The organism is Streptomyces sp. A18 (assembly GCF_059026065.1).
In genome coordinates this window covers 1-21,913 of sequence record NZ_JBWLKL010000074.1, presented here as the reverse complement: position 1 = coordinate 21,913, position 21,913 = coordinate 1, and the positions used below count along the sequence as shown (strand labels likewise).

Sequence of the window (21,913 nt, the reverse complement as noted above, 5' to 3'; positions counted from 1 at the left end):
ATAGAGTCCTGCCCGTGGCGAATCATCAGGACGAGACTAGGACGGCCTACGACGGTGTCGTCGAGCTGTACGCATCGCTGTTCGCAAACCGGCTGGAAACACAGCCTTTCTCCCGGGCCATGATCGGCACCTTCGCCGAACTGGTGCGCGCGACGGGCAACCTGCGGACAGCGGACGTCGGGTGCGGGCCCGGACATCTGACAGCCATGCTGCACGAACTCGGCCTGGACGCCTTCGGACTAGACCTTGCCCCCGGCATGGTCGACCACGCCCGGCAGGCCCATCCGGCGCTGCGCTTCCAAGAGGCGCGGATGGAATCCCTGCCGATCGAGGACGCCGCGCTCGGCGGCGTGCTGGCCCACTACTCAATGATTCACACCCCTCCGGGGGAACTACCGGAGCTGCTCGCCGAACAGGTACGCGTCCTGGCACCGGACGGTCTGATCCTGGTCTCCTTCTTCGGGACCGACGGACAAGTACCGGTCCGGTTCGACCACAAGGTGGCGCCCGCCTACAGCTGGCCGGTGGATCGCCTCGCCGAACTGCTGGGCGATGCTGGGCTCGATCCCTTCGCCCGGCTGCTCCACGATCCATCCTCTGATCGGGGCTTCCTCGACACCCATCTACTGGCCCGCCGTTCGTAGCCACTGCCCAGTCCCCCCAGCCGATCGGCGCACCTCCGGATTGCCAGCTCAGCCGAATCTCGCTGATCAGACCGGAATTGTCAGACACCCCCTAGCCCCCGCCCGCTCCCGCACCGTCCCCGGCGGCAGCCCCAACCGTGACTCCGCCGTCTCGATCACCAGGTCCCCGAGGGTCAGGCCCTCCGGGAGTTCGTCGGTGGAGTCGGCGTTGCTGTACGTACCCATGCCGTCGACGGCCACGAGGATGTGCAGCGCCGCCCGCAACGCGCCGCCGGGTGCGGCGAATTCGCCCTCCTCGATCAGTGTGACCAGGGCGCCGCGGGTCCGCGCCTCCTCGGTGTCCACCGCCTCCCGCAGCGTGGCCTTGAACCGGCTGAGGTGGCGGGCGTTCAGCCACAGGCGGCTGAGGTCGGTGTAGTCGCCGCCGGTGATCCGCACCAGGAAGACGGCGAGCCGGTCGACCGGCGGAAGGGTCAGCTCCTCCTGTCGCAGCAGCGAGTCCCGCTCGCCCGTCGCAGCGTACGTGAACGCCTCGGCGACCAGATCGTCGGCGGCCGGGAAATAGTGGCCGATCAGCGAGGGCCGCACCCCCAGCTCGTCCGCCACGCGACGCAGCGTGATCAGTTCCAGGCCCTCCGCGAGGGCCACCCGGGCCGCGGTCCGCACGGTCTCCGCGCGGCGCTCGTGCGGCGGCTTCCGGGTCTGCTTCGGCCTGTCGTTCCGCCTGTCGTTCCGTTCATCTTCCCGAGGTCTTAACGCCATACCCCGAACCCTATTGGATTGGCGCCCAACAGCTAACTGGGCACCTGCCCAATAAGTAACCGGGTCATCACCCGACAAGGCGGATTCGCCTGCGTCCGAGAGGTCACCATGACCACACAGCAGACAGAACGTGCAGGTCAGCCAGAGACCAGAGGAATCGACCTGGTCACCGACGAGGAGCGGTCCGGGCGTCCTCGCCAGCTCTTCGCCGTCTGGGCTGCCCCGAACGTCAGCTATCTGAGCTTCGCGGTCGGCGCCACACTCGTACTCATCGGCCTCTCGCTGCCTCAGGCGATCGGCGTGATCCTCGCCGGGAACCTCCTGTGGATCTGTACGGGTGTCGTGGCGGCCAGCGGTCCCGCCGCGGGGACCAGCGGGTCGGTGGTCTCCCGCGCCTTCTACGGAGCGGTCGGGAACAAGTTCGTCCTGATCGTCACCGGCTGGCTGATCGCCTCCGCCTATCTGGCCCTGAACTGGTCGGCCGCCTCGGTCGCGGGCATCGGCCTCGCCGGGCAGTGGGGGCTGCCGGACTCCGGGCTCCTGGACGCGCTGATCATCTGTCTGATCGCCGCCGTCACCCTGCTCGTCGCGATCTACGGGCACGCGACCATCGTCCGCCTCTATGCGGCGCTGAGCGTGCTGCTCACCGTCGTGTTTGTCGTCGTGACCTGGTACGTGCTCAGCTCGGCTGACTGGACCTACGTTCCTGCCGAGCCGCTGCACGGCGCCCCCCTCGCGGCCGCGCTCGGCACCGGGTTCACGATCATCGGGTCCACCGCGCTCTCGTACAGCAACAGCCCTGACCTGGCCCGTTATCTGCCGCGCGGCAGCTCGATCACCGCCATCGCCGGCTGGACGGCGTTCGGCGCCTACCTGCCCAGCGTTGTCTTCACCTCGGTGGGCGCCCTTGCCGCGACCAGCCTCGACATGGCCGACCCGCAGGCGGCGCTCGAGTCGATCCTGCCCGGCTGGTTCATCCCGGTCTTCGTGATCGTCGTCGTACTCAACACCGTCGCGAACAACGGCATGACGGCGTACAGCGCGAGCCTCTCCATCCAGTCGGTGGGCGTGAAGCTCGCCCGCATTTCGGCGGTCCTGGTGATAGGCGTGATCGGCACGGCGATGACGCTCTACGCGATCCTCGTCTTCGACTTCCTCACCAGCGTCAACACCATGCTCCAGCTGGCCGTCGTGATCACGGGCCCGGCCATGGCGGTGGCCGTCACCGACCTGGCCATGCGCCGCAACCGCTACCACGGCGCGCAGCTCATCCAGCAGGAGCGCGGCGGCCCCTTCTGGTACCGCGCGGGCATCCACTGGCCCGGCATCCTCGCGCTGCTCGTGGGCGGCCTCGCCTCGCTGATGTGCGCGAGCACCACCTTCTGGACCGGGCCCGTCGCGACCGCCATGGACGGTGTGGACGTGGCCATCCCGGCCGGCATGGGCGTCGCCGCCCTCGTCTACTGGGGCCTGGCCCGCGCCCTTCGCACCATCGTCTCCACCGAATCCCCCATGGAAAGCAGCGCCCTGTGCACGCCGATGTCATCCTGACGGCCCGTTACATCGAGACTCTGGGCCAGGACCGGCCCGGCGAGGCCCTCGCCATCGCGGACGGCCGGATCGTCGCGGTCGGCACCTCCGACGAGATCGCGTCCCTGCGCGGCCCCGCCACCGCGGTTCACGACTTCCCCGGTGCCACCGTCCTGCCCGGCCTCGTCGACGTCCACGCCCACCCGGTGTGGGGGTCGATCGAGATCGGGCGGGGCGTGGATCTGTCCGGGGCGGACACGCTCGACGCGGTGCTCGACCACATCGCCAAGGCTGTGGACCAACTGTCGGCCGCCGACACCTGGATCACCGGGTACGACCTCGACGTCAACGTCTTCGACGGCGAACCCTCCGGCGCCGTACTCGCCGAACGCTTCCCCGGCCGCCCCGTCTCCCTGATGACGCAGGACGCCCACGCCCTGGTGATCAGCCACCGGGCCGTGGAGCTGGCCGGTCTGACCGGGCGCGAGACCTTCACCGACGCCTCGTGCGTCGTCACCGGACCGGACGGCCGCCCCACCGGCTACATCCTCGAACTCCAGGCGATGGACCTGGTCTTCGCCCACTACCCCGAGGTCCCGCTCGACACGGCGGCCGCCTATGTCCGTACGCAGCTGGACATCCTCGCCGGGCATGGCCTCACCGGCCTGCACGCCCTGGACTTCACCGACCCGTCCCACCACGTCTACCGGCACATCGAGGACCACGGCGAACTGCCCCTCCGTATCCGCTGCTCGCCCCTGGTCCCCGCCGACTCGGCCCCCGAGGCCTGGCGCGCGATCGCCGGCCAGCAGGGACTGCGCGGGCGCCGCTGGCATGTCGAGGGCGCCAAGTTCATGCTGGACGGCACCGCCGACAACGGCACCGCCTGGTTCGACCGCCCCGACTGCCACGGCGAGAACGACGCCCCCCTCTGGCGTGACCTGGACGCCTACCGCGCCGCCGTCCGCTTCTTCACCGAGCGCGGCATCCCCACCGCCACCCACGCCATCGGTGATCAAGCCGTACGCCATGCCCTCGACGTACTCGAAGAGGCGGGCCCCGCTGGCCACGCCCCGCACCGCATCGAGCACATCGAGTCGATCCCCGACGATCTGCTCGACGAGTTCGCGCGGCTCGGCGTCGTGGCGAGCCTGCAGCCCCTGCACGGCACCCGGCACACCCGCGCCGACGGCACCGACAATTGGTCACGGCGGATCGGCCCGGACCGCGCCGCGCGCGGCTGGCGCACCCGCGATCTGCTCGACCACGGCGCGGTCGTCGCCCTCGGCTCGGACCGGCCGATCGGCCCCGGCGACCCGCGCACCGGCCTCGCCGACTGCCAGTTGCGCCGCCCGGTCGAGCAGCCGGACACCGCCCCCGTCCAGCCCGTCCAGGCCATCACGGCACGCGAGGCGTACACCGGGATGACCCTGGCCGCCGCACAGGCGGGCGGCGCGGAGCACGAACTGGGCCGGGTCGCCCCCGGATACCTCGCAGACCTGACCGTGTTCGCGGCCAATCCCCTCGGCCTCACCCCCGAGGAGCAGTCCCACAACCCCGTCCTCGCCACCGTCGTCGGCGGCGACCTCCGGCTCCACCCCGCAAGGAACCACTGATGACCACAGCCCCCGGCCGCGCCCACCGCACACACATCACCGTCTCCGCCACCGATCCGTACGCGCGCGGGATGGCCCGCGGCGAGCAGTTGCGCGACGGCATCCCCGCCGCCCTCGACGTCTACGGCAGGCTCTTCGATCTCGGCGGGATCACTCCGGAGAGCGCACGGGACGACGCCGAACGCGCCCTCGACGTCATCGCGGGCTTCCGCCCCGAGGCCCGCGCCGAGATCTCCGGCATCGCGTACGGCGCCGGTGTCGACGAATGGCAGGTCGGCGTCCTCAACGCACGCACCGAGATCCTGGCCCGCTCCAGCGCGGTCCCGCCGGGCGAGTGCACTACTGTCGTACGCCGGACCGCCGACGGCCGTACTTTCGGCACCCAGACCTGGGACTGGCACATCGAACTGGCCGACCACTGGCACACCCTGGAGTCGAGCGGCGGCCGCCACGACGTCGCCGGGCTCACCGAGCACGGCATCCTCGGCAAGATCGGCATCAACAGCGCCGGTCTGGCCGTGCACTTCAACATCCTCGGCCACGTCCGGGACGCCGTCGGGGGCATCCCGATGCACGTCCTCGCTGCCGTCGTGCTCTCCGAAGCGGGCAGCGTCGCCGAGGCCGTCGAGCTCGTACGCTCCGCCCCGCTTCTCTCTTCCGGTTCCTTCGCCCTCTTCGACGCCGCGGGGGACGCGGTGCTCCTCGACATCAGCCCCGTGGGCGTACACGAGATCCGCCCGGACCGGCGCGGCATGCTGCTGCGCACCAACCACTTCCTCACGCCCGTGCTCACCGCCGACGAGAAGTCCTGGCTCTACCAGCCCGACTCCTGCGAACGCCGCGACTTCGTCGCCGCTCGTCTCGCCGATGCCTCGGAACTCCCCGATGACACCGACGAGTTGGCGGCTCTTCTGGTCACCGGGGAAGGTGAACCCCCGGTCACCTGCGTGCCCGACCCGGCCAAGCCGCTCGGCCAGCGCTGGGCCAGCCTCGCCACGGTCACCCTTGACCCGGCCACGCGCACGGCCCGCGTGCTCGACGGGACGCCGGCGGACATCGGCAGCGGGCGCTGGCGCGTACTGACGGCCGCGTCCGGCGACGCGCGCTGACGAGCTCGCCCGGCGGCGCCTTGTGTGGGGTGCCCCTATGACTTTGGTCAAGGGGTTGGGGTGGGTTGGGGGTCGTAGAAGGTTCCGTCGCGGAGCATGGCGAACAGGACGTCGGCTGGCGAGCTGCCGCGAGGTGAGCTGCAAGAGCCGTTGCTCGTTCATGTACAGGTCGCTGAGGACGTCGGCGAGATCCTCCACGAGGTTGGGGGAGACCGACCTATCCAGCCCCACCCGGTGACGTGCACAGTCGATCCTCGGTGTCCTCGCGCAGGCAGGCCCGCGTCCGGCGGCGAGATCCGCGGCCCTTCCAGGGACGACCGGCACTGTCTCGCCACACTTCCAACATTCTGGAGTAATGCCTCAAACTGCTTCCGATGTGACGTGGATCACTTGGTGCATTAGTGAATGGAATTTCCGCAAGACTAAATGTCGCCGTGTCGGGGAGGGCTGCCGCTGACTTGGAATTTCGTATCACGCGACTCGGAAATGACCCTTATAACTTGACGGAGAACCCGCAGGTCATGCAACTCTAAGTGTCAGAAGCGGGGTTGGGTGTGCGGGCTGATCCCTGGAAAATCGCTAGGGTCTTTCATATGGAAATTCAAGTCCAGCTCTTCGCGATTTCTGGCCCCTTCTTCGCCCTGGTTATGGTGCTGCTCGCTACGGCCCTGGCGCACCCCGATCCCCTGATGAGGAAGCGCGCCGAGCGTCTGCTCGCAGTGATCTTCCGGCCGCAGTAGCTGTCCCAGGGCGCGGCCTGACCGGTCTGCACGGCAGCGGCACCCGCACTGTGTGACAAGCCAGGAGGCGCCCCGTGGCAGGCGAACCACGTCGAACGTTTGGATGCCCGACGGTGACGCCTGCTACGACCGCGCCGTAGGCCCCATGCAGTTCATCCCCACCACCTGGAACGGACCCTCGGGGCAGGACGGCAACGCCGACGGGGCCAAAGACCCGCACAACGCCTTCGACGCCACCCTCGCTGCCGGAATGACATGGTGAGGCCGCTACTTGCGGGTGGCGGTGAAGGGCAGGCCCGCCCTCGCTCACGGCGGCTCAATTCGATCTACCTTGGGTGGCGGCGGGTAGTTGGGGAGTGGGGGCTGGTACGGACGGGCCGGCAGGTTGTCATCGAAGTGGGCGGGTGGTTGGTCGTCGTCGAAGTCAGGGGCCGGCGTCTTCACAGGAATGGAGTGGGGGGTCGACCCCGGTTCCTCGGGGTTCGTGGCGTTCTCGACTACGTTCGACACGCAAGCGATCAGGAGCATGCACGCGGCGAGCGCGATTACTGGCTTCTTCAGACGTACCGGCTGGGGCTCGTCCCGGACCTGGGGGGACGGAGCCAGACCATGTGTGGCTGGATGGGGCAGCTTCGGCCGCTTCGCGTTGGTTCCGCTGTCCGTCGGAGCCAGAAGCTGCAGGCTGGGCACACCGGGCGGCTCAAGATCGGGTGCGGGGCCCATGCCGATGGCGGCCAGGCGCTGTGCGCGGGTGGGGTGTGACGGTGTGCCTTCATCCCCTCGATCGCGCGTGGGCTGATCGGTGTCAGTGGGCGGTGTGTTGCTCAGGGATTGGGCGATCTCGTGCAGAGTCATCCGGCCCTGGTGCCTCTTCTCGGACGCTGGCAGCCGGGGCGCCTCCCACGCCTCGGCCGCTTCGCTCGCTCGTATCAAAGCTCGCCCCATCATTTCGGGGCCCACGTGCTGGGCTGCGATGCGGTCCGCCTCGTACTCCTGTTGGTGTCGTGCATGCCGGGTGATCCGGTTGTACAGCGTCGTGTAGCCGGAGAAGAGCCTGATCAGCATCCGTGTGTTCCACCGCAGCAGCCGGTTGAATACGGAAACGTCTGTGGTGATGGCCAGGGCGCGGTGCAGTCCGTGCCCGGCGTCCCGCAGGATTCTGGAGCCGCGGTGCGCCAGGACGCCGAAGCTGTGATGCCGTCCGGCGCAGTGGGCGAGTTCGTGGCACAGGATGGCGCGCAGCTCCTCCCTGTCCACCCCTTCCAGGAGCGGAACACCGAGATAGACGGTCTTGCTATGGGGACGGCCCCGCGGCGGCCAGACCGCCACCGCGGCGTTGGCATGGGGTGTCAGCCAGATCTGTGTGCTCATGCGGGTGCCCAGGCGTGCGTCAAGCTCCGCCACCATGCCCCACAGTCGGGGGGCTTCGGTGCGTTCAAGCCGAACAGCCCCTGACGGGTGGGTGTTTCCACCAGCACGGGTTCGGCGGATCGCGCGCACGAGCACGACAACGGTGGGACCCGCACTGGCTGCGAACGCAATGGAGTAGATCACCATCCACATCAGGACGCCGATGCTTGAGGAGACCGGACCGACCCCGTCGGATTCCGAGTCCGAACCGGCGGCCAGCGTCGCTGCCATGAGCCCGAACCAGGCCAGGAAGTAGCCCAGCACCAGGCAAAGAACAACCAGATGCAGGATGAGGAGCAGCAGAGCGGTAGTCGCCGTGCGCAGTGTGTTCGACGGCCGGCTTGCCCCAATGCGTTTTGCCGCCATGGGGATCACTCCTCTGCCTTGAGGGCCCATCCCTGCCCCTGCCCGGCTGCAGTCTCCTCGAGGGCGGCCAGGATACGGTCCTGAGACGTGCGATCCGCTGCGAAGTGGCGATACAGCTCTTCTTCGGCACGGCGCACAGCCTCCATGGCCGCTTCGTCCCCGCCCGGAGCAGGGTTCGGCGGCAGCATGCTGAAGACCATCTCGGGGGCTTCCGGCAGGAGTCCGGGGCGATCGGCGTCGTATCCGTCCAGGCCGAGCCTCAGCTTCAGGTTCTCGCGTGCCTTGTACTTGTGGCCCCGCACTGTTTCAACGGAAATCTCAAGTTCGTCCGCGATCTCCTGCGAAGAGAGCCCTTCCAGCGCGTGCAGGACGAGAACGGTGCGCTGGCGGGGCGGCAGCTCACGCAATGCATCGAGGACCTCACTGGTCTCGGCACTGGCGTGCGGATCCGAGCCGGGTCCAGGCTGGGGGATGTCCTTGAGGCGGTTGAGCCAGCGGGCCCGACGCTGCTGCATCTTCCACACCCTTTGGACCATGGCACGGTGCACGACGGCTTCGGGGGTCTCGTACCTGCTGTAGCGCTCCCACTGGGCCAGAACCGCTGTGAACGCCTCCTGCACTGCGTCCTCCGCATCGGGCAGGTTCCCGCACATCATGTAAGCGCGGGTGATGAGCCTGGGGGACATCTGCGCGTAGAAGTCCCGCATGGACCTGGCAGGCCGCGGGACGTTGTCGCCGTTAGTCGTCATGCTTCCTCTTCCTCGGTGCGCGGCTCCTGGACCACGACAATCACCTCCGGTTGCGCTGGAGGGGCGGATCGGACCGAGTGCAGCAGCCGCACCACTTCGGTAGTGACAGCAAGCAGCCCCGCCACAACGGCCGGGTCTGTGAAAATGGACAGCACTAGCCGCCTCCCAGGATCGCTTGTACGGACACAGGGAGACAGCCCCGAGACAACCGATCCGTTTACTCCGCCGACTGCCACATCAGCAAGGCACGCCACACTCGCCTCGGCCTGACCTCCTGTCGACGCACGCTCGGGAATTCATGGAAGCGCGGCCACGGCCAATGACGCGTCCGCTGACAGCTCTATAAAGCTCCGTTGAGGTTGAACCGTCGGGGATCCGGACGTCCACCCGCGGAATCCGCCTGGCGCGCGCGGCATCAACGCTTCGTACTGGCCGGCTGGCCGTGTCTGAGCAGGGCGGCGGTGGAGGGGTCCGAGGCGAGTACGGCAGCGGTCAGTGTGTCGGTCAGGGGGGTACGCGGGAAGTGGTCCCTGCCGCGCGCCCACGCAGTCAGTGAGGACAGCAGGGCGGGGCGGAAGGTGCTACGTACGCGATGGGTTTGAGTTGGCATGCACGGAACGCTGCCGGGGCTCGGCGGAAGGAATCAAGCAGGATTGGCGGCTTGTGCCCCGCAGGACTTTCGGACGGTCAGCAGGGGCCGCACCCAGACCTGGCGCAGCTCGGCGTCTGGTTCGTCGATGCGGTGCAGCAGGGTTTCCAGGGCCAGCGAGCCGAGGCGGAACTTCTCCGGTGCGATCGAGGTGAGCGGCACCTGTTCGGTGGCGGCGTGCCGGTCCTCGCAGGAGACCAGGGCGAGATCGCCGGGGATGCGCACTGCGGCCCGGCGGGCGGCGGCCAGCAGTGCGGATCCCTCCATGTCGCCGAAATATATCAGTGCGGTCGCGCCGCGGGCGAGAACGCTGCCCAGGACGGCGTCCGCGAGCGGGGGCTGGGCAGCAAGGACCTCCTCGAAGCTGTCGCAGTTGGTGACCGGGGGCCAGTCCAACCGGGCAGTCACGCGTAGCCCGAGTGCGGCGGCGCCTTCTGTGAAACCCGTTGAAATGCCCCGGCTGGGTGGGCAGTTAGGCCTGCAGGCGAGCGCCACATCGCGGTGGCCCAGGGCGGCCAGGTGCGCGAGGGCGAGGTAGACGCCGCCGGCGTGGTCGGTGGACACGTGCTCACTTGGGTCACCAATGCCAGAGGGCGCTCGTTCCAAGAGAACGTACGGCAGGCGCAGTTCCTGCAACAGGCGGGTGCGTGCGGCGACAGTTCCTGCAACAGGCGGGTGCGTGCGGCGACAGCGGCGTCGGCGGGGCCCGGGTGAGTGATGAGCAGTCCCTCAGCTCCTGCCAGGTGGTCGGCAAGGCAAGTGAGTCGGTCCCAGCCGCGGTCGCTGTAGCCGGTGGTGTGCACGTCGATCGTCGTGCGGGTACGGGCTGCGGCCGCCTCGATGCCTGCGATCACAGGCGGGAAGTACCAGTCGCGTTCAGGCAGCACAACTGCGATCCGTCGCCGCGCATCCGGTGGAGGAGGTACTGACCGCGCAAACGTGCCCACACCCTGGCGCCGCTCCACACTCCCCTCGGCAGCCAGGTCTTCCAAAGCACGCCGCACGGTGTTGACGGACAGGCCGTGGGTTGCAGCCAACTGCACCTCGGTCGGCAGTCTGCTGCCGGGCGGCCAGCTGCCGCCCCCGATCCTGCGGCGCAACTCCGCAGCGAACTGGAGGTACTTGATCGGATCGCTGGTCGCCATGGACGCATTCTGAATGACGAGTGACCACCGGACCAGTGGGCGAAGCACTCCAGGGCACCCATCAGCCGCAGGCCTCAGCGCTGCCCTCTGGGGTCTCTCCGGGCGAGGAGGGGGCCTTGATCGGCCGTCAGAGGGCTGGCTCAGCGCTTCTGGTTCGCGCCGGACGCGACGTTGCTGTGAACCTCGCGGCCATCGGGGAGCGCACCGACGTCGCCGAGTTCGGCATGCACAGTGACCAGGCATCTGTCTGGATGGCTACCCGGCCCCGCGCGGAGGAACTGGCCGGTAACTGGGCTCGGGCCGCGGAGCTGCGCCCTACCGTCGTCGCCACCGATTCGAGGACTGGAACGACGACCTGAAGCGCACAGAAGAGCAGCAAACCCACCAAGCCCACCAAGCCCTGATCACCACCGCGGCCCGCGCCACCGCCCGCTAGCAGAGCGGCAGCCCCCTCCAGCACGAGTGGCTCGCCGCGCACTCCAATGCCGGTGACGGGCCCCGTTGCCTGGTTTGCGATTCTTCCTCTTCCGCAGGGAAACCTGCTGAGGGGCTGTCGTGCGGTGTGGCGGGCAGCCTGCCCCCTTGGAGACCTCGAAGTCATGGTGCGGACATGCCGCACACGAAGGCTCTCCTGTGGTGCACGAAGCAGGTAGTGACTCACAACAGTTCCGGTGCCACAACCGCGCGAAATCAGACACGCCGACCATTCCTCGGGTTCGCCGCATCCACAGGTATGGCTGCCGAGCCTGAACTCGGGGTCACTTCTGGAGCCGGAGGCCGAGCCGGTCGTGGCCGATCAGGTGCCCGGGGCGGCCGCCTGGGAGGAGGCAGGGACATCATCCGGTGTGCGCCTTGACCGGGCGAAACCCGATCTGCGCCCCCATGCGGCCGCCGACCGAGGGCGTGTTCGGCGCCGATTGGTCGTCCGGAGAGGGGGCAGCTGCGCGTTCTGCTCGTCGAGATGAGCGAGCAGGACAAGGGAGACGAGGACTTGGGCCCGTCTGGCGGTCTGCTCGCTGATGATGGCCGGGCCCCGGCCGTTCGGTCATGTTGCCACCCGCAGTGATCGCTTCCTGTCAGAACGGGACGGGCGTCGTTACGTTGTGGGCTTTGCTGTGCCTGGGTGCATTCACCACATGCGGTCGGGTACGCGGCTTGTGGCACCTGATCTTTGGCCCTAGACCCTGGCCGGTGATGTGGCTGCCGGGCGGGGGCCACTGCCGTCGGCGGTGGTGTCCCCGTTCAACAACGTAAGGAACCCTAGGGTGCCGGATCAGGGAGGTGGCGGTGTATGGGTGAGGAACGCGGCGAGGTGCGGACAGGGCCGGTGGATTTGTGTGACTGGTGCGGTCTGGTACTGGCGAATGGGGCCAGCGGGGTGCGGGATGTGGTGGCGGACTCCTCAGTGGTACATGCGAGTTCGCCACGGCAGGACGGCAGGCGTCTGCTCGTTGCATGTACCGCCGAGCATCTGGCGCAGGTGGCTGAGCCCTACCGGCAACGCCCGTTCGTGGCAGAGGAACTGTGGGCCGGGAAGATCGCACGCGCCCTGCGCATGCACCGGGGCCGGATTCCTCCGGAGGAGTTACCGAGACAGGCCGGTCTGAACTCCGCACAGATCATGCGGGCGATCGCCTGGAACGGAAACAACCAGAGCCCTGGAGGGCTAGCGGAATCCTAGGCCCCCCTCGGGCTGCACATGTTCGTGGATGGCAGGCTCTGCCTCCACTCGAAGGGAGCTCCGCGATGACCGACAAGCCGGAGACGGAACGCGTCGACTGCACCGACTGCTTCGCCCTGCCGGGCCCCGACAACACCCGCATCGCTTACGTGAAGACCGGCGGCGGGATCAGCGAGACCTGGCACGCCCCGGACTGCCCGGCGCTCGCGATCATGCAGATCAACTTCGAAGAGGGAAGCAAGCGGGTCCGAGAGCAGGACGCGTGGGCCCGGGGCGTCTTCCCCGCCGCGCACGAGCGGCTCAGGAAGGCCGCCGCCGCGATGCCCGCCGACACCGCCGCCCAGCCCTTCGGCGACGCCCTGAGCGAGCTGGTCCAGGCGCAGGCTGACACCACCGGCTTCGTCGTCCTGCACCGCTGGGCGGAGATCCTGGAACGACACTTCCCGCCAGAGCTCCCCGATCCCGACCGCACCACTGAGTAGCTGGCACCCGGGCACTGCACGGGTGGGGCGCAGGAGTTCCGTTGGGCCGGGGGAGCTGGCCGCTGACCGGCTGGCCGATCCGGACACCCAGGTTGCCCGGATCAGTCACACCGCTGACGTCGCGACGGGCGGGGCGTAGCTGCTGAGGGTCAGACCGGGACGGTTGACCGGTCCCGTGGGAAGCCATCGCGCACTTGGTAGATCCCCGGACTCACTTCGTCGGACTGCTCGCGGACAACCGATTCCAAATCCGCAGGCCACTGGGTCGCCCGGTTCCAGGTTGCGCCTCGCGGCAGGCTCATGTAAACGGCATGCCGGAGACGCGCCTCAGTCAGGTCCGCGCCGGTCAGGTCCGCGCCAGTCAGGTCGGCTCCGGGCAGTTCCGCGGCGGTCAGGTTCGCGCCGGTCAGGTTTGCGCCGGCCAGGTGTGCCTCGGTTAGGTTCGCGCCGGGCAGGCCCGCGCGGAACAGGCTTGCGTCGGTCAACCTTGCGCGGGTCAACCTTGCGCGGGTCAACCTCGCGCGGTTCAGGTTCGCGCCGTCCAGGTGTGCGTCGTGCAGGTCAGCTTCGGTCAGGTTTGCGCGGCTCAGGTTCGCGCCGTTGAGGTCTGCGGCGGTCAGGTTCGCGCCGGTCAGGTCCGCGCCGTTCAGGTGTGCGTCGGTCAGGTCAGCTTCGGTCAGGTCTGCGCGGTTCAGGTTCGCGCCGTTCAGGTATGCGCCGGTCAGGTTCGCGTGGACCAGGTTCAGTGGAGGCGGATTCTGAAGAGGAGGGTCGGGGGAGTGCGTGAGCTGTCCGGCTTCGGGAACTGGTTCGCGAGGGGTCTCGTCTGCGCTCCTCGTGATGGCTTCGGCGGTTGCGGTGATTGCGGGGCCGGTGGCGTTCGGGCAGGCGAGGTAGAGCAGTCCGCGTAGGGCGGCTGCGTGCAGTTCACGCTCTGTGTCCGTCACCATGGCTCCAGGGTAGGCCGGGGGTTCACAGTGTGTGCTCCCCGCGCTTGACGCAGATGGGGCAGCGGTAGTCCGGCACCGGATGCAACGCGAGCAGAAGCTGGACGGCTTCGTTTTCCGCCCGGCGGACGCTGACCGCAGCGCCTGTCTGTGCTGGTGTTGCTGACCCCATGCTCACCTCGACCAGGTGAGTGAAGTGCCTTTCCGCCGCTTTCCAGTCCGGTTCGGCTCCCGCGGCAGAAGCGAGGGGGTGGCGGGCGCCGAAGGAGCGTATCGCCTCCTTCACGGCTTCGGTGCCTTCCTCGTACAGGTCATGCAGCGAGATCACGGACCGCCTCCGGAGGGCGGAGGCGGTCCAGGCTGCTGGGCGAGCCGGTGCAGTTCGCTGAGGACGTCACTCAACTCACGCGCGTGGTGCGCCTGGATCTGGGCGGTGATGACGTAGCCAGCCGCCGCTCCGATGATGGCGGGGATCACAGCCCAGCCGACGAGGGAGAGCGGCCACGCACACCACTGTGGGTGGGCCTCTGCGGGCGATGTGATCCCTATCAGCACCTCGTAGGCGTCGGCCCAGCCCGTCAGGACCCCGTTCAGCACGTACAGCGACCCGCACACTCCCATTACGGCGGCGCCCCGGGTGAGTAGCCAGTAGCCGAACCGTGGCAAGGCCTGCCGGTCAGCCCACCGGACGCGCAGCCGCTGCCCCAGACTGGGCGGCGGAGGCCCGGCGGGCAGCGGCGGGGGCGCTGTGGTCACCCGGATCACGGTAGAGGCCCATCCGCTCGTGTGGGAGGCAGACGAGCCCTTTGTCCTGAAGTGATGCCGCCGAGGCGGGGTCTGTGCAGCGAATGGAGCGAATGGTGGGACTCGTTCGGACTTCTCTAGCGGCGTTCGGCGGTGAGCCGGCCGTCGAAGGTGATGTCGAAGGCCTGGAGCGCGGATGCCCCACAGCCTGACCGACACCCCGGCTTCCCTCAGCGCCAAGGGCCCGGGTGCTGTCCTGGGGTGCACGATGCACCGTGGCCCACCAACCGGCCACACGTGGCACATACGGCCCAGGAACGGCAGGAAGCACGCCTGGCCGCGCTGTGGGACATCAGCCTGGTCATCGACCACCTGCAAGAGCACGGCGAGGACGATGCATTGGACCTTTACGGCACCCGACTCACCGTGAAGGCAGCCGGCCTCGCCGCCTCTCGGCACTTCCACGCAGGGCTCGGACATGCCTACGCGTAACCATGCGGCCCAATGCCGGGAGCCGATCCACTCCACTCGCAGGGATGTAGTTGGCAAGCAGACCCTCCGCTGCCTTCCCTCAAGCCTGCACTCCGTATCCAAGACCGGCCTCGGTGTGCTCGCCGGCCGCCCGCATCACGGACTGGCCGTTTCCGAGTTCGTCCGCCAACGGACACCCCGGCGTGCGGGAACCCAACTCGCCGTCCTCTCCCCGCCGTTCGCGTCACCTCAGCCAGGCGGCCACGGACCGCGAACCGGGGGCCATACTCATGGTCAACCCGATCCCAGCGAAGGGCTCCGACCTCCTGCACCAGCTCATCCGCCGCATGCCGGAGCAGCATTTCACCCTGGTCGAGGGCTGGTGGAACACCGCCGACGAAGTCGCCGCCTACCCCAACGTGACCTTCGTGCCGAGGGTCTACGACATGAGCCCGCTCTACCGGAGCCACCGCCTACTGCTGGTGCCGTCCGTGGTCGAGGACGCCTTCCCCCGAGTGATCATCGAAGCCGCGCTACACGGCACCCCCAGCATCGTCACCGACCGGGCGGCATCCCGAAGCGATCGGCGCCGCCGGTATCGTCCTGCCCCACACGGCGGGACCGCAAGTGTGGGTGGAAGCCATCCGTACCGCCGATCACCACACCATGGGGAAGCTCGCCCAGCAGCACGCCGCGCGCCTGGCCCGGCCGCTCTTGCCAGACCTCGCGAGCCTCGGGATCTACCCGGCGGCGAACACGTCCTCGACCTGATCCAACCGATCCGTCCACCAGTGCAGCAGGGCCTCGTCCGCCGTGAACAGCTCGTCGCACGAGTGGTCACCGCGGTCGTAGTGGAACTCCAGCTGCCAGAAGTCCGTCATCCGCTTCCACCACAGCCGACGCGCACCATCCACCAGCGCGGACGGCTCCAGTGGCACCACAGACCGATAGCCGCCCATGAACGCCGACACCCGACCGAGGTCGAACATCCCGTCCACACCGGACTGCACCTGCGCCGTCCGCACGACCTCTTCCGCATACGGACGAACGCCGACCCGGTCCCAGTCCAGGACGGCGGCAAGCTCACCGTCCGCCCACAACAGGTTGCGGTATTGCACGTCACCGTGCGTCCACCCATGCCCGCCTTCAGGACTCGCATCCCGCGGCTGGCGATCGGCGTACCCGTCGATCAACTTCCGACGCTGATCAAGAACGGCCGCAGCCGCCAGGTCGAAGGCGCTGCCGGTGCCCATGTCGGCCACCGCTGTGGAAAGCCGCTCGGACTTCTCCACCGCCCGCTCCGACGTGGTGGCCTCCTCCGTGCCGCGTCGGGCACCGTAGGCAGAAGCCCTCGCTCGCAGGCTCGGCTGAGACTCAGGTGGAGGTGCCCCAGGTGCGCCCCCAGTGAGGCCGCCTGCGACAGGCTGAGATCGACACCCCGAAGGTGCGCACCCTCGGCCCACGGGAACAGACACCACACGCCCCGCCGACCTCGGCGACCAGCGAACCGGAGACGGTAGGGACCGGAGCACACGCAGGGACTCCGTCGGTGGCCAGCGAGGCCAGCACCCCAAGATTCCGATCCAACCGGTCACGGGGCACGTCAGTGACCCGCTTCAGCGCGTAAGATCCGGTCGTTGTGTCCACCCGCCAGTTCGCGTTCATGAGCCCGTCGGCGAGGTAGCGGTACTCCCGCACATCTCCCAGGCAAAAGGCGCTGGTCAGCTCGGCGAGGTCACTGCTGGGAATGGAGAGTCTGTCCGCCACAGTCGCATCAGTCACCCGACGGAAGATACGCGAACGCATCACCCCCAGGCAGCACATGTTGGGCAGTGCACTCGCCGCGTGAGGTATCGCGACCGAGCACAGTGGCCGTGCCCTTGGCCAGGCCGGGCGTGAGGGGGCTCGTCCTGGCGAGGCATAGCGCGCCCTCGCCCGGGACATCCTCTTCCTGGGAACCGCGTGCGCTTTAACACGCGTCGGCAGGCCATCGGGTCACGAGCGGGGCGAGAGACGATTCTCGGGAATTGGCTGCGCGCCGGCCCTCGCGAAGTCGCGTCGAGTTCGGCAGGTCTGAACGTAGCTTGGGCGACGAGGTGGACGACGCCATATCCTCGTTGCCAGGTGCAAGTCGAGCTCTACTGGCGGTCTTTCTCGTCGTCGTCCGAAATGAGGAAGCCTCGCATTGGCGATGGGGCCTCGGACAGCACCTCGCCCACGGTGCGTGGTTGGTCGAGCATGTCCTGTGCGAGCTGCTCCAGGTCGGGCATTCGTTTGACCAAGACGCCTTGGTCGGGGAGCACGTCGGCCTTCATGCCGCCGTGCTCGCGTAAGACCGCAGCAATCGAGTAGTGCATGTAGTGGCGGCCGTCGCGGTGGAGGAGGACGGCCGGTCCCTGACAGATGGCCTCACGCTGTTCCGTCGCGGCTGTCTCGCGCAGGGTGCGGGAGGTGAACCACTCCACGAACACGGCGTCACCTTCGGCGTCGGTGATGAGGATGCCGTGGGCACAGGCCCGCTCGTCAGTATCCGATCCAGGCAGGCCGACGCTGGCCAGAAGATGCCGCACCTCCTCGGCCAGCGGTTTGGGTCTGGAGGGATTGCGACGCAGGGGCGAGGTCTCGTCGTTCATGCCCTGGGACCCTAGCGATTGCCTATGACGCAGCGGCCCGTATCCGGTCGAACTACGTCTCAGGAGCCGTCGTCCCTGGACGCCCGCGAGGTACGTGTGACCGGCGGTGATGGCGGAGAGTGGTTGGCTGGAACCTTTCCTTCCTGAGCATGGAGTCGCCATAGGGTCCAGTGCCCATGACCCCCGAGATGTGCCCCTTCCACCACGTTGACGACACCTGTGTTCCGATGGCCCGCCTGCTCGAACACGCCGGGCTCCTCACTTTCACCCCCGACGCCCCCGCCCTGGCATCTGCCCCGCCGCCGGACGAGCCTGCTGGGGACCTGTTCTCTGTCCCCCCGCGTCGCATCTCGCAGCGACAGATCGCCAGCCGCGTCAACCAGTGGGGCCGCACGACCATTGACCCCACGGTGCCCCAGCTCGACATGGCGGTGCCCGACGAGCGGTCGCTGCGCTACTCGCTCCAGGCCCTGGGCGAGGCCGTACGCGAAAGCGGCGGTCTGAAGATCCCATGGCTGGAAGTCTCCTTCGCGCTCAGCAAGGCCCACTCCAGCATCGACAACACCCACGTCTTCGGCCGCAACCGTGAAGACGTCGCCGGGACCGACCTGAACTGGTACATCGCTGCCCTGCACGTCGAGCGGGCCTACGGAGTGTGGTCAGACCAGATCCGGGCCACCCTCGGCACGTAGGCATGTTCGCCCACGCTCCTACATCAGCGCTGGTCCAGCGTCTCAATCCCGGCCGCCAGAGCCTTCCGTGCCCCAGCAGCCAGGCTGCCTGGAGCGCCAATACGCGCGCAGGCATCCCATTGCTCGGGAGTGACCTGCACGCCCAGCTCCGTATCTTCGACCGGCCCAAAGGTTCCGTCGCAGCGCTTGCCGTACTCCGTGGTCCGCCCCTCCCAGAGAGTGGTGAGCTGCTGGAGGATGCGCTCGCCCAGTTCAACCGGCAGAGGACACAGCTTGGCGGCATCCACCAGGGCCACGACCTTCGCGGCGTCCCGGGCGGGAAGTGCCCCAAGATCACGAACTGCTTCCGCGAGTTGCCTCGCCACTCCGTCGAGGCCGGCGGCGTATTCGGCGGCGTTCGCGTACATCGTGCCGTACATCTTGTGCCCGAGTTCGTCACGGACACATTCGGCAACGATCTCTTCGGGCGGCCGCTCCTTGATGGCGGCGATACGGTGGGCCGTCGCTGCGGTCTTCCCGTCGAGGTGGATCGTGAGATCCAACGGAGCTTTCTCATCTGGTGCGTTGAGAGGTTGGTTCTCCATTTTTCGACGCTAACGACTCCCGCCTTGAGCGGGTGGCCGAACCGGGAAAGAGGCCCAGCTCGGTTCTGGCTCAAGGCTGCCGCGGGGAGCTTGACGACCTATTCCGGAACTGCAGCACAAAGGGGGCAGAATACTCCTGCACAGGTTGAGATCACCGGCAATCCAGCCATCGGAAAGCGGTGGCAACCGCCTCGTATCACTCCAAGAGTGAACTCATTCAACGGATCGGGCGACGACTGGACCTGGGCAGTCGCCACGGCGCCTCTGCTGTCGGCCTCCGAGCGCCTTCGTGGAATGGTTCATCGGCAATGGTGACCTGGCCAAAGACCAGTTCCGAGAGGGTAGGTCGCATCCCTGGCGCACACAGCGCCCTGGCGGCCATCAGGGCGTGGTCAGCGATTGTCCGATAGTCGCTACGCACCGTGGCTGCGTGGTCGCTATCCGGGGTGGGGGAGTGCTGTAGTGGGCTCGAGAAGCGCGACCTGTGCCGACTTGCCTTCGGCATTCGGCCGGCCGCGCTCCCTCACGTCGGCATCGCGGATTGCTCGCGGTTGCACGAGGGGAGCAGCGCATGACGGGCTCTGGCGGCACGGGTGCCTCTTCAGGCGAAGGCGTGCCCCTACTCGACGCTGGTGCCCCGTTGGGCAATATTGCTCGCCGCCGTCGTGCTCTTGCCCACTTGGAGCCGATCTTCCACCTGCACTTGTACCGGGGCCACGATCCGAGCGTGGAGTGGGCGGCGTACGATTTCATCTCTTTGGTCCTGCACACCGTTGACTTCGTCGCGGTCTCGGCCGGCTTCCAGGGAACTCCCGGGCCGCCTCGGTCGGTCGTGATCGCGCAACTGGCCCATCTCGCGTGTCAGATGGCTCCGAGCCGGCCCAACGGTGAGCACGAGCACGTCGCGCAGTACGTTCTGGACCACCTGCTGCGACATCACCACCCCACCCACGAGTTCACGATCGAGTACGCCAACGCCGACAACGGGTGGAAGACGAAGTCGATCCCGGTGCGGGTGTTGTATGAAACGTTCGCAGCCGACGGACGCACGATCTTGGTGAACGTCGACGACAAGGCCGTGGCTCTGCTTCTGGTAGCCGTCGACCGGCCGTTGGAGGACCATCACGAGGCGATCATCGCGATCCTGCGCGCCCAGACCGAGAAGGGGAATCTCGCTGCGGCCGTCGCGTCAGCCGAGGAGGCTTTGCTGCTGTCCCGGGCCTACGCCATGAAGGTGCGCCGATTGATCAGCGATGCGGAACGCGATGTCTCCCAGGTCGGCTATCTGCGCCGGCTGCGTCCCGAACTGATCGCTGCAGCAGAGCACTTGCAGCGCCGCATCACCGTCGACGGTACTCTGCTGCGCCATCTGGAAGACCTGGTGGCCAACGCGTCGCGGGAGCACGACCCTGTGGCGGTCGGGCAGTTGGCGAAGGCCGCAGCGCGTCTCGACGAGGCGATCGAGACGATTGCGGCCCTGCACACCGACGTGATCGCGGCGAGCCCACGCTGGCGCGCGGCGCAATCGGCCCAGGCGTTCGGACAAAGCCCCATGGGCGAGATCAACCCGACGGCGGACGTACTGGTGCCCCTGCTGCGCAAGGCGACGTTCTCAGTCGGGCGGAACCTGACCCCGCTCGCCCCCTCCGTCCTGCTGGACGTGGTCGCGCTCGTAAGGCGGCTGGTGGCTCCACCCCGACCCCTCGCCAACGCCGGTGTCGAGCAGCTTGCCGAAGGGCCGCTCGGCGACGTAGCCGGAATCTACGAGCAGTTCCCCGAGCAGTTCCATGAGGTGACCGACACCTTGCGGACCTACCTGATCCCTCCCGGCGGCCGGGCCCGGCTGAGCAGGCTCTTGGACGGCGCGAACGCCCTGTTCGCCCGCCCCGAGTCCGCCCTCGCTGACCATCTGTCCGGACTCATCGGCGCCGAGGTGGAGACTGCGCGGCTACGACTGCGCCTTCTGCTGGTCTACGAGGCGCTGAAGCTGTGGCGCCCGGACAAGCATCCCGAGCCGCGCGACGAGTGGTGGGCCGTCGACGACGGGAGCCGCAGGGACGTACCGGATCTGTGCGTGCCCGACCTCATCATCTTCCGAAGGGCGGCCAGTCGTGATTTCCCGTGACGATGCCCGTGACCTTGGGCTCTTCCTGCGCTATGCGCTCGACGCGAGTGCTTCCCCCGGCCGCCTCGATGCCTATGAGCGGGTTGTGGAGCGCTTCCATGCCGCAGCGGGATTGCGTACAGGGGCAAACGAGGTGCTGCGAGCCATGGGGGCGACGTTGTTGACGGCCGACCGTACGGTGGGGTTCGTGCTGGCCGCTGAACCCGGCTCGCCACTCGCGGTGGCCTATAGCCGCAAGCTGCTGCCGCTCGACGGTACGCAACACCGGCTTGTCTACGGCCTCGCACTCGCGGGTGTCACTGCTTGGTGTTTCCCCAACGCCCATGCGGCCCGTGCACCGGGAACGTGCCGAGTCACGGCCCTCGATGTGGACCGTCTCATTCGTGACCAGGCGGCCGCTATCGAGACGGGGGACGCGGCGGACGAGGGTGGGCTGGGACCGGCGTGGGAGGCGTACGACCGGCAGCACAAGCAGGCCCGGGAGACGAAGAAGACCGGACGGCTCCGCAGGGACACCACAGTGAAGATGTGCGAAGACGTGCTGCGGCTCCTGGCCTCCTTCAACCTGGTCGTCGCTGACACGACCGTGCCGCCGCCCCGACGCGATCTCGGCGTCTGGCGTTCGACCGACCGGTTCCGCGCCTACGTTGCCGCGACAGGCGCACCCCTGGTCAGGCAGATCATTCCCGACTGGCCCACGGACGACCAGCATCCCCTCGGGCCTCCGGGTGATGGCCTAGCCGGCAGCGAGAAGGGCTAAGACATGGGAACAGCCTGGCGCTTGGAACGTACCTACCTGTCGGGAGCGGGCTTTCCCGAGTCACGGCTCGAAGG

General features: G+C 68.1%; 21 protein-coding genes and 2 pseudogenes. 12 read left to right on the top strand and 11 right to left on the bottom strand.

The window, feature by feature from the left end; translation table 11 throughout:
- The first annotated feature begins 14 nt into the window (after positions 1-14).
- Positions 15-644, top strand: a complete 630-nt coding sequence (locus AC5P1C_RS42330; RefSeq protein WP_493871342.1) for a class I SAM-dependent methyltransferase — start codon at positions 15-17, stop codon at positions 642-644.
- Between the two features lie 66 nt (positions 645-710).
- Here the strand turns inward: AC5P1C_RS42330 and AC5P1C_RS42325 are convergent, their stop codons facing one another.
- A complete protein-coding gene (locus AC5P1C_RS42325; RefSeq protein WP_493871341.1) occupies positions 711-1,406 on the bottom strand; it encodes a TetR/AcrR family transcriptional regulator in 696 nt (231 codons plus the stop codon).
- Positions 1,407-1,514: 108 nt separating this feature from the next.
- On the opposite strand from AC5P1C_RS42325, the gene AC5P1C_RS42320 reads away from it, so the two are divergent.
- From AC5P1C_RS42320 to AC5P1C_RS42300, 5 genes and pseudogenes are all read left to right on the top strand, one after another.
- Positions 1,515-2,957 (top strand): purine-cytosine permease family protein, encoded by a 1,443-nt coding sequence (locus AC5P1C_RS42320; protein ID WP_493871340.1) that lies wholly within the window; start codon positions 1,515-1,517, stop codon positions 2,955-2,957.
- Positions 2,936-4,552: an amidohydrolase gene (locus tag AC5P1C_RS42315; protein WP_493871339.1), complete on the top strand. Its 1,617-nt coding sequence runs from the start codon at positions 2,936-2,938 to the stop codon at positions 4,550-4,552. The genes AC5P1C_RS42320 and AC5P1C_RS42315 overlap by 22 nt, the downstream gene beginning before the upstream one ends.
- Positions 4,552-5,661 carry a C45 family autoproteolytic acyltransferase/hydrolase gene (locus AC5P1C_RS42310; protein ID WP_493871338.1) on the top strand — a complete coding sequence of 370 codons (1,110 nt, stop codon included), beginning with the start codon at positions 4,552-4,554 and terminating at the stop codon, positions 5,659-5,661. The genes AC5P1C_RS42315 and AC5P1C_RS42310 overlap by 1 nt, the downstream gene beginning before the upstream one ends.
- A gap of 593 nt (positions 5,662-6,254) precedes the next feature.
- Complete coding sequence (locus tag AC5P1C_RS42305; RefSeq protein ID WP_493871337.1) at positions 6,255-6,401, top strand: hypothetical protein; 147 nt, start codon at positions 6,255-6,257, stop codon at positions 6,399-6,401.
- Between the two features lie 109 nt (positions 6,402-6,510).
- Positions 6,511-6,651 (top strand): annotated as a pseudogene (locus AC5P1C_RS42300) (lysozyme family protein); the annotation flags it as partial.
- A gap of 56 nt (positions 6,652-6,707) precedes the next feature.
- Here AC5P1C_RS42300 and AC5P1C_RS42295 read toward each other — a convergent pair.
- The 4 genes from AC5P1C_RS42295 to AC5P1C_RS42280 all read right to left on the bottom strand — a co-directional run bounded on the left by AC5P1C_RS42295 (position 6,708) and on the right by AC5P1C_RS42280 (position 10,720).
- Entirely contained in the window at positions 6,708-8,177 is a 1,470-nt protein-coding gene (locus AC5P1C_RS42295; protein WP_493871336.1) for a M48 family metallopeptidase, read from the bottom strand.
- A 5-nt stretch (positions 8,178-8,182) separates the two neighbouring features.
- Positions 8,183-8,926: an RNA polymerase sigma factor gene (locus tag AC5P1C_RS42290; protein WP_493871335.1), complete on the bottom strand. Its 744-nt coding sequence runs from the start codon at positions 8,924-8,926 to the stop codon at positions 8,183-8,185.
- Positions 8,927-9,569: 643 nt separating this feature from the next.
- Positions 9,570-10,070, bottom strand: coding sequence for a substrate-binding domain-containing protein (locus AC5P1C_RS42285; RefSeq protein WP_493871334.1), 501 nt, complete (start codon positions 10,068-10,070; stop codon positions 9,570-9,572).
- On the bottom strand, positions 9,980-10,720 hold the full coding sequence (locus AC5P1C_RS42280; protein ID WP_493871333.1) for a GntR family transcriptional regulator: 741 nt from the start codon (positions 10,718-10,720) through the stop codon (positions 9,980-9,982). Before AC5P1C_RS42280 ends, AC5P1C_RS42285 begins: the two co-directional genes overlap by 91 nt.
- A 1,746-nt stretch (positions 10,721-12,466) precedes the next feature.
- Between AC5P1C_RS42280 and AC5P1C_RS42275 the strand changes: the two genes are divergently transcribed.
- Positions 12,467-12,883 carry a hypothetical protein gene (locus AC5P1C_RS42275; protein ID WP_493871332.1) on the top strand — a complete coding sequence of 139 codons (417 nt, stop codon included), beginning with the start codon at positions 12,467-12,469 and terminating at the stop codon, positions 12,881-12,883.
- A gap of 149 nt (positions 12,884-13,032) precedes the next feature.
- Here AC5P1C_RS42275 and AC5P1C_RS42270 read toward each other — a convergent pair whose 3' ends face one another.
- From AC5P1C_RS42270 to AC5P1C_RS42260, 3 genes are read right to left on the bottom strand one after another with little or no spacing between them, the layout of a single operon-like run.
- Positions 13,033-13,833, bottom strand: coding sequence for a pentapeptide repeat-containing protein (locus tag AC5P1C_RS42270; RefSeq protein WP_493871331.1), 801 nt, complete (start codon positions 13,831-13,833; stop codon positions 13,033-13,035).
- Between the two features lie 22 nt (positions 13,834-13,855).
- Positions 13,856-14,158 carry a hypothetical protein gene (locus AC5P1C_RS42265; protein WP_493871330.1) on the bottom strand — a complete coding sequence of 101 codons (303 nt, stop codon included), beginning with the start codon at positions 14,156-14,158 and terminating at the stop codon, positions 13,856-13,858.
- On the bottom strand, positions 14,155-14,586 hold the full coding sequence (locus AC5P1C_RS42260) for a DUF6313 family protein (protein ID WP_493871329.1): 432 nt from the start codon (positions 14,584-14,586) through the stop codon (positions 14,155-14,157). The genes AC5P1C_RS42265 and AC5P1C_RS42260 overlap by 4 nt, the downstream gene beginning before the upstream one ends.
- A gap of 249 nt (positions 14,587-14,835) precedes the next feature.
- On the opposite strand from AC5P1C_RS42260, the gene AC5P1C_RS42255 reads away from it, so the two are divergent.
- Positions 14,836-15,066 carry a hypothetical protein gene (locus AC5P1C_RS42255; protein ID WP_493871328.1) on the top strand — a complete coding sequence of 77 codons (231 nt, stop codon included), beginning with the start codon at positions 14,836-14,838 and terminating at the stop codon, positions 15,064-15,066.
- A 269-nt stretch (positions 15,067-15,335) separates the two neighbouring features.
- Positions 15,336-15,557, top strand: a pseudogene (locus tag AC5P1C_RS42250) (glycosyltransferase); the annotation flags it as partial.
- Positions 15,558-15,785: 228 nt separating this feature from the next.
- Here the strand turns inward: AC5P1C_RS42250 and AC5P1C_RS42245 are convergent.
- Together AC5P1C_RS42245 and AC5P1C_RS42240 are read right to left on the bottom strand one after the other, a co-directional pair.
- Entirely contained in the window at positions 15,786-16,337 is a 552-nt protein-coding gene (locus AC5P1C_RS42245; protein WP_493871327.1) for a phosphotransferase, read from the bottom strand.
- Between the two features lie 846 nt (positions 16,338-17,183).
- Entirely contained in the window at positions 17,184-17,678 is a 495-nt protein-coding gene (locus AC5P1C_RS42240; protein WP_493871326.1) for a hypothetical protein, read from the bottom strand.
- 176 nt (positions 17,679-17,854) lie between these two features.
- On the opposite strand from AC5P1C_RS42240, the gene AC5P1C_RS42235 reads away from it, so the two are divergent.
- Entirely contained in the window at positions 17,855-18,370 is a 516-nt protein-coding gene (locus AC5P1C_RS42235) for a hypothetical protein (protein ID WP_493871325.1), read from the top strand.
- 23 nt (positions 18,371-18,393) lie between these two features.
- Here AC5P1C_RS42235 and AC5P1C_RS42230 read toward each other — a convergent pair whose 3' ends face one another.
- Positions 18,394-18,954: a hypothetical protein gene (locus tag AC5P1C_RS42230; RefSeq protein WP_493871324.1), complete on the bottom strand. Its 561-nt coding sequence runs from the start codon at positions 18,952-18,954 to the stop codon at positions 18,394-18,396.
- A gap of 679 nt (positions 18,955-19,633) precedes the next feature.
- Here AC5P1C_RS42230 and AC5P1C_RS42225 point away from each other — a divergent pair.
- Complete coding sequence (locus AC5P1C_RS42225) at positions 19,634-21,079, top strand: hypothetical protein (protein WP_493871323.1); 1,446 nt, start codon at positions 19,634-19,636, stop codon at positions 21,077-21,079.
- A complete protein-coding gene (locus AC5P1C_RS42220) occupies positions 21,066-21,839 on the top strand; it encodes a hypothetical protein (RefSeq protein ID WP_493871322.1) in 774 nt (257 codons plus the stop codon). Before AC5P1C_RS42225 ends, AC5P1C_RS42220 begins: the two co-directional genes overlap by 14 nt.
- Positions 21,840-21,913 lie beyond the last annotated feature (74 nt).